We start from the raw sequence: 7,981 nt of genomic DNA on the forward strand, positions 1-7,981 counted from the left end.
GGTTTCCCTCTCCCCTTCCCCCTGGCCGCCGGAGGCATCCACCCCTTACTCTCCCCCTGTCTGCTGGCGCAGGGCGTCGCCGTTTTGCCAGGCTTCGACGTCTTTCCAGAATTCGCGGCCGGGGTGGACCTGCCAGCCGTTGCCAAGGCGCATGTTGACCACCGAGTCGCGGGTGATGACGCCGAGGTTGACGGCGGTGGTGCCGGGGTAGCGCTTGAGGATGGCCTTGAGGGCGTCGAGGTGCGGGGTCACGGCGTTGCGCTCGCCGATCCACAGGGACACGGGCTGGTCCGAGCCCTGGACCGCGTCGGCCAGGAAGATGACCTTGTCGGCCAGGATCTTGGCGGCCTTTGGGGCTTCCTCGTGGCCGGGTTCCTCGCGCAGGTCGATCTTGCCCTGGACGAGCAGGGGGCGGTCGGCGTCGAGCTTTTCGCGCGCCTCGGCAAAGACGTTGGGCAGCAGGGTGATCTCGCCCGAGCCGGTCAGGTCTTCGGCGGAGCAGAAGGCCATGGGGTCGCCCTTTCTGGTGACGAAGCGCTTGTAGTCCGGGATGATGACGGCCACGCGCACCTCGGTGCCGTTGGGCATGGCCTTGCAGTCTTCCAGGGTGGCGGTGCGCAGCCGGGCCAGCTCGTGGCGGTAGGCCAGGAGCGGGTGGCCGGAGAGGAAGAAGCCGAGCACTTCCTTTTCCATCTGGAGTTTTTCGCGGTCGTCGAACTCTTCGCAGGCCGAGCAGGTGGGGGTGTGGGCGGTCTGGGCGCTGGTGGTGCCGAGCATGTCGAGCATGCTGAGCATGCCTGATTCCTTTTCCTTGGCCTTTTTCTGGCCGTAGGCCACGGCCTTTTCCAGGTCTTCGAGCAGGGCGGCGCGCGAGCAGTGGAAGCAGTCCAGCGCGCCCGCCTTGATCAGGGATTCGAGGACGCGCTTGGTGACGCGGCGCAGGTTGATGCGCTCGCAGAAATCGAAGATGTCGTGGAAGGGTCCGCCGGATTCGCGCTCGGCCACGATCTCGTTGATGGCTTCCTCGCCCACGTTCTTGATGGCGGCCATGGCGAAGAGGATGTCGCCGTCGAGCACGGAGAAGCGCGCCTGGCCCGCGTTGATGTCGGGCTGTTTGACCGTGATGTCCATGTCGCGGCAGGCGTTGATGTACATGACGATCTTGTCGGTGTTGTTCATTTCCGTGCTCATGAGCGCGGCCATGAACTCCACCGGGAAGTGGGCCTTGAGATAGGCGGTGTGGTAGGAGATGAGCGCGTAGGCGGCCGAGTGGGACTTGTTGAAGCCGTAGGCCGCGAACTTCTCCATGGTGTCGAAGATGTGGTCGGCCACGGTCTTGTCGATCTTGTTTTCCCGCGCGCCCTCGAGGAAGCGGGCGCGCTGCTTGGCCATCTCCTCGGCGATCTTCTTGCCCATGGCCCGGCGCAGCAGGTCGCCCTCGCCAAGGGAGTAGTTGGCGATGATCATGGCCGTGGCCATGACCTGCTCCTGGTAGACCATGACGCCGTAGGTGGGCTTCAGGGTGTCTTCGAGGGACGGGTGGGGGTAGGAGACGGCCACTTCGCCGTGCTTGCGCTTGATGAACTCGTCCACCATGCCCATGCCCAGGGGGCCGGGCCGGTACAGGGCGAGCATGGCGATGATGTCCTCGAAGCAGTTGGGCCGGAGCATGCGCAGGTATTTTCGCATGCCCGAGGACTCCACCTGGAAGATGCCGTCGGTGTCGCCCCGGGCGAAGATCTCGTAGGTGGCCGGGTCGTCCAGGGGCAGGGAGTCGAGGTCCGGGGCACCCTTGCCCTGCTCGCGGATGATGTCCAGGCAGTCCTCGATGACGGTCATGGTGCGCAGGCCCAGGAAGTCGAATTTGATCAGGCCGACCTTCTCGACCTTCTTCATGTCGTACTGGGTGACTATTTCCCCTTTCTTGCCCTTGTAGAGCGGCAGGAACTCGGTCATGGGCCGATCCGAGATGACCACGCCCGCCGCGTGGGTGGAGGCGTGTCGGCACAGCCCTTCGAGGCGGGTGGAGATGTCGATGAGCTTGGCCACCTTGGGGTCGGTGGCCACCATGTCGTCCAGCTCGACCACGGCCTTGACCGCGTTGGGCACGCTGATGCCGGCCTTGTCCACGCCGAGCAGCTTGGCCATGACCCCGGGGTCTTCGGGGATGAGCTTGGCGATGCGGTCGGTCTCGCCAAAGGTCATGCCCAGGGCGCGACCCACGTCCTTGATGACCGCCTTGGTCTTCATGGTGCCAAAGGTGGTGATCTGGGCCACGCGGTCGTGGCCGTACTTGTCGGCGCAGTACTTGACCACCTCCAGGCGGCGACGCTCGCAGAAATCCACGTCGATATCCGGCATGGATACGCGCTCGACATTGAGGAAACGCTCGAAGAGCAGATCGTAGGGCAGGGGGTCGATGTTGGTGATGCGCAGGGCCCAGGCCACGATGGAGCCCGCAGCCGAGCCTCGGCCCGGCCCCACCGGGATGCGGTTGTCCTTGGCCCAGTTGATGAAGTCCTGAACGATGAGGAAGTAGGCCGGGAAGCCCATCTCGATGATGACACCAAGCTCGTAGTCGAGCCGCTTCCAGTAGACGGCCTCGTCCACGGGGTAGGGGATGGTTTCGAGGCGCTTGCGCAAGCCCTCTCGGGAGAGCTTCTCGAACTCCTCGTTGATGTCGGCCACGCCCTCGGAGAGTTCATAGTGGGGGAAGAAGTAGCTGCCAAGCTCGATTTCGAGGTTGCACCGCTCGGCGATGCGCTGGGTGTTGGCAATGGCCTCGGGCACATGGGCGAAGGCCTGCTCCATCTCCTCGGGCGTCTTGAAGTACAGCTCGCGGGTGTCCATGCGGAAGCGCTTTTCAGCGTCCACGGTGGTCTGGGTCTGGATGCACAGCAGGGTGTCGTGGGCCTCGTAGTCCTCGGCGGTCAGGTAGTGGCAGTCGTTGGTGGCCACCAGGGGCAGGCCGGTTTTTTCGGCGCACTTGATGAGCAGCTCGTTGAGCCGGTTCTGATCGCCGATGCCGTTGTCCTGGAGTTCGAGGTAGAAATTGCCGGGAAAGATGGCCTCGTATTGCCGGGCCATGGCCGCGCCCGCTTCGAGCCCCTCGTTCATGAGCATGCGCGGCACCTCGCCCGCCAGGCAGGCGGACAGGGCGATGAGGCCGTCGGAGTATTGGCTGAGCAGGTGCTTGCTGACGCGCGGCTTGTAGTAGAACCCTTCGAGATACCCGATGGAGACGAGCTTGATCAGGTTCATGTAGCCGGTGCGGTTCTTGGCCAGCAGCACGAGGTGGTAGCCGCCGCTCTTGTCCTTGCTCTCGTGGGCGCGCTCGTCGTCCACGTCGCCCGGGGCCACGTAGACCTCGCAGCCGATGATGGGCTTGATGCCCATGGCCAGGGCCTCGGTGTAGAAGGTCACGGCCCCGAACATGGAGCCGTGGTCGGTGATGGCCACGGCGGGCATGCCCAGGTCCTTGGCCCTGGCCAGCAGGTCCTTGATGCGGATGGCGCCGTCGAGCAGGCTGTACTCGCTGTGGACGTGAAGATGGACGAATTCGGCCACGGGACTCCTCGATGAACAGGGGGGGATGAATGGGCAGGGCAAAGCATACTGGATAACGCCGGGCAAGGGAAGGCGCGCAGGGCGTCCCGGGTGTCTTTCTGTGGCAACCATCCGGGATCAAAGGACAATATGTCAGGTGGCGAGTGCTTTCGCCTTGTGGGGGCACTGACCGCGCGTTGACAAGGGGGATGGAAAAGGATTCATTATCCAGACCATTTGGGAAACCACCACACGGAGGGGCGCGTGGACGCATCCGCTGATTTCGCGGCATATGCCTGGAGCAGGCTGCCGCTTGTTCTTCTCTTCGCGGGCGGCTACCTGGTCTACCAGCTCATGGCGGCCACGCGGCTGACCGACGCCTTTGTGACCTGGGCGCTGCTCCGCTCTGGCGGTCGTGCGCCAGCCATCTTATTGTATGTAATAGGTGTGGCCGCGGTCCTGTCCTCGTTCATTCCCAACGCCATCACCGTGCTCGCCCTGCTGCCCGTGCTCAAGCGGCTGGACGAGGACTTCGCCCGCCAGGGGGCGCGCGGCATGACCACGGTGCTCATGTGCTCGGCCATTTATGGCGCGTCCATCGGGGGCATGGGGTCCATGATCGGCTCGCCCGCCAACGCGGTGCTCGTTGGGGCGCTCGATCTCTTCAAAGTGCCGGGCCGAGAGAGCATCACCTTCTTCAATTGGTTCCTGTGGTCCGTGCCCCTGGTGGTCATGCTGGTGGCTGCGGCCTGGGCCGTGGCCGCCGGGCTGGGCCTGCCAGCCACGGCCAGGGGCGTGGTCGTGCGCCTTGCGTGCGTGGGCGAGGAGTGTGCGGCCACGGCGCGCCAGCGCTACGGGGGCACGCTCTTCTGGCTCTACATGGGGTTCTGGGTGCTGGAGTCCGTGGCCCACGAGGTGGTGCCCGGGTTTGCCGGGGCGGCCCCGTGGGTCTGCCTGGCCTTCACGGCCCTGTTCATCCACCTGCTCTTCGTGCGCCCGGCACCGGCTTCGGCTGCGGGCCAGGGGCCGCTCTTGCGGCCGCGCGACCTGCTCTCGGCCGTGCCCCGGCGCGGGCTGCTCTTCATCCTGGTTCTGACCGCGCTCTTCGCCGTGGTCCGCTGGCTCGGCTGGGACCAGTGGCTGGTAGTGGCGGCCGGTCGGCTGGCCGTGGGCGACATGCCCACGGAGCTGATCTTCCTGCTCATGATTCTGGCCGTCGTCTTCCTGACCGAGGTGCTGTCCAACACCGCCGTGGTGGCCGCGTTCTTCGCCATCGCCCATTTCGCTGCCTCAGGCCACGGCATGGACCCGCTGATCTTGATGGTCGGGGTCAGCGTGGCCTCCACCTGCGCCTTCATGACGCCCATTGCCACGCCCACCAACGCCCTGGCCTTCGGCGAGATGCGTGGGGCGTCCCTGTGGGTCATGTTCGGGCTCGGGCTGGTCCTCAACCTCGTGGCCGCCGTGGTGCTGGCTGGCTGGCTGGGCTGGGTGCTGCCGCTGATCTATTGACCGGCCCGTCCTGCCTCAAGAAGCGCCCGGCCACCGGCGTCAGGAGGTCTGCCCGTCCAGACTGACCCCAAGGTGGTGTCCCACGGCTTCGCGCAGGGCGGCCTTGGTCACTGGTTTGGCCAGGAAGCCGGTGCAGCCGTGCATGCGGCTCTTGACCTCGACCTCGGTCAGGGCGTGGGCCGTGACCGCCACGATGGGCACCTCGGCCAGCCCGGCCTCCCGCTCGCGGGCGCGGATGGCCTGGGTGGTCTGGTAGCCGTCCATGCCCGCCATCTCGATGTCCATGAGGATCAGGTCGTAGGGGGCTGCGAAGTGCTTGCGCAGGGCCTCCTCGCCGTTTTCCGCAGTGTCGAGGGTGTGCGGGATGTCCTTGAGGAAGAGGGTGAAAAGGAGCCGGTTGCGCTCGTCGTCCTCCACCAGAAGGATGCGTCTTGGCCTGCTGTCGGCGCAGGCCGGGCACGGGGCGGAGGGCGCTTCGCGGACGCCGCCGTCCGGGTCCAGAGCCAGCCGGGCGGTGAAGGTCATGGCCGTGCCCGCATCCGGGGTGCTGCGCAGGGAGATTTCGCCGCCCATGTGCTGGACCAGCGTGCGGCAGATGGCCAGCCCCAGGCCTGTGCCGCCGTACTTGCGCGAGGTGGAGCCGTCGGCCTGGGAGAAGCGCTCGAAGACCAGGGTCTGCTTGTCGCCCGGGATGCCGATGCCGGTGTCGCTGACGGTGAATTCGAGAACCACGGTTTCGCTTGGACCGTCCCCGGCCATTGGGTCATCGATGCGGCGTGCCGCCAGGGTCACAGAGCCTTGCCGGGTGAATTTGACGGCGTTGCTCATGAGATTGACCAGTACCTGCCTGAGGGCCGTGGGGTCGCCCACGAGGTGTTCCGGGGTATCCGGCTCAAGGGCGCAGTGCAGGTCGAGGCCCTTGTTCTTCGCCTCCAGGGTGAAGAGGGCGCAGGTCTTGTCAATGGTCGAGAGCAGGTTGAAGGGCGTGCTCTCCAGCCGGAACCGGCCGGACTCGAAGCGCGACAGGTCGAGCACATCCCGGACCAACTCGCGCAGGTGCTCACCCGCGCTCTGGTAGATGGTCACGTAGCGCCGCTGGTCGCCGTTGAGCGCGGTTTCGGCCAGCAGCTCGCCCGCGCCGAGCATGGCGTTCATGGGGGTGCGGATTTCATGGCTCATGCGGGCCAGGAACTGGCTCTTGGCCTCGTCCGCTCCCTCGGCCATCTCCCTGGCCCGGCTGAGCTTGTTGGCCACCAGCAACCCCATGGCCAGGGCGATGATCACCGCCACCAGGGCGATGAAGATGTTCTGGGTGCTGTTGGTCTTGATGGCCCCGAGGTAGTCGTCTTCGGGCATGTAGATGGCGATGACCCAGGGCCACTCGGAGCCGGAAAAGGGCGCAAACATGGCGTTGTAGCGCTCGCCGTCCAGGGTGAAGGAGGTGAAGACCGGCTCCTCCAGGTGCAGGTTGTCGTGGGGCAGCCCCAGAGACAGGAACGCCTCGCGGCCCACCGCGTCGTCCAGCTCGGTGATGCGGGCCAGGCGGCTCCGGTCCGCGCCATCGGCCCGGCGCAGCTTCTCCATGTCCGGGTAGGCGATGATGTCGCCTGCGCGGCTCATGATGAAGGCGAGGCCGTTTTCGCTGACATTGAGCTTTGAGATAAAGGTGGAAAGCTCCTCGATGCCGATGTCCACGCCGATGATGCCCACGAACTCGCCGTTGCCGTCGTAGACCGGGTTGGCCGTGGTGATGCCGGGCTTTTGCGAGGTGAAGAAGATGTAGGGATCGGTCCAGGTCAGGGCGTTGGCCTTGTGGGCGCGGGTGTACCAGGGCCGGGTGCGCGGGTCGTAGGTGTCGGCCGGGTCGAACTGGCGGCGGATCAGGGAGCCGTCGGCCGCCTTGAATATCTGCTCCACGGTCCGCCTTGGGCCGTCGATGCGGATGATCTTGGTATAGTACCCGTCCGGGGTGAGCTGGTTGTAGCGCGAGGCCATGATGAACTCGCCGTTCTTGCTGCCGAAGTAGATGCCTGAAAACTGGGGGTGCAGGTAAAGTTGTTCATAGAAGTAGGCCACCATGGATTCGATGTCGCGGCTGCTGACGATGTTGGTCCGGGAGAGGCCGCGCGTCAGCCGGGCCGCCTGGCGCGCCGGGATGAGATGGCTCTGGGCCTTGTCTATGGTGTAGGAGGCGATGTTCTCCATGATGGTCCGGGCGTGGCGGCTGAGGACCGTGCGCGAGGTCAGGGACGAGGAAAGGATGATCAGCGCGGCGAGGACCACGACAAGGCCCGCGAAGACTGAAGTGATGGCGAGTCGCGAGGGTATGCGCATGGCTGGACGCTCCGGGCGTGTTGAGTTCTCGAAGGGCCTTCCATACCACGCCCGGCCGCGACAGGCGAGGGCCTTGTGCGTGCCCTCCGCTGACAGGCACAAGGCTGACGGGTCTCCTTCGGCCACAGGCAGCAAAAAATAGACGTTTTATTGCAGTGCGTTGTAGACAAAAACAAGGGGCGCCGAAAAAACCGCTTGACCTGAATGGGGGTTTCCCCTAGAACTCCACTTCGCCGCACGGGAGAGCCCGGAAGGACGCCTGAGGCGGCTTGTTCTTTCTCAAACATATTGAATGGTTGACGCCTGGAAACTCGGCTCGAAAAAAGTTGAAAAAGGTGTTGACGGGAGCAAGCCAAGCAACTAGGTTGCCCTTCCTGCCTGACGGCGGGGTCCGCGCCGGACTCGACGAAAAAAAAGTTGAAAAAGGTGTTGACGGGGGCGAGTGAAAAGCTCTAAGTTCCCCTTCCTGCCTGACGGCGGGGTCGACGCCGGACTCGATGGAAAAGTTGAAAAAGGTGTTGACGAGGGTGAGCCAAATCAGTAGCTTCCCCTTCCTGCCTGACGGCGGGACGTTCTTTGAGAGACATTC

At 64.9% G+C, this 7,981-nt stretch carries 4 protein-coding genes; 1 reads left to right on the forward strand and 3 read right to left on the reverse strand.

Annotated features, from left to right (window positions below):
- Positions 1-45: 45 nt before the first annotated feature.
- Positions 46-3,567 (reverse strand): DNA polymerase III subunit alpha, encoded by a 3,522-nt coding sequence (dnaE, locus tag QQS14_RS15695; protein ID WP_285907962.1) that lies wholly within the window; start codon positions 3,565-3,567, stop codon positions 46-48.
- A 243-nt stretch (positions 3,568-3,810) separates the two neighbouring features.
- Between dnaE and QQS14_RS15700 the strand changes: the two genes are divergently transcribed.
- Complete coding sequence (locus QQS14_RS15700; protein WP_285907963.1) at positions 3,811-5,058, forward strand: SLC13 family permease; 1,248 nt, start codon at positions 3,811-3,813, stop codon at positions 5,056-5,058.
- Between the two features lie 39 nt (positions 5,059-5,097).
- On the opposite strand, the gene QQS14_RS15705 is transcribed toward QQS14_RS15700, so the two are convergent.
- The gene (locus tag QQS14_RS15705; RefSeq protein WP_285907964.1) at positions 5,098-7,392 is read right to left on the reverse strand and encodes a hybrid sensor histidine kinase/response regulator; all 2,295 of its coding nucleotides are present in this window, start codon (positions 7,390-7,392) and stop codon (positions 5,098-5,100) included.
- A gap of 217 nt (positions 7,393-7,609) precedes the next feature.
- Positions 7,610-7,981: hypothetical protein (locus tag QQS14_RS15710; RefSeq protein ID WP_285907965.1), on the reverse strand; the 372-nt coding region annotated here is incomplete at its 5' end.

The organism is Pseudodesulfovibrio pelocollis (genome assembly GCF_030282845.1).
Lineage (GTDB): Bacteria > Desulfobacterota > Desulfovibrionia > Desulfovibrionales > Desulfovibrionaceae > Pseudodesulfovibrio > Pseudodesulfovibrio pelocollis.

What these genes read in the sequence shown, in the direction of transcription:
- QQS14_RS15705 (WP_285907964.1), bottom strand. Translation starts at nt 7,392, where the DNA reads ATGCGCATACCCTCGCGACTCGCCATCACTTCAGTCTTCGCGGGCCTT.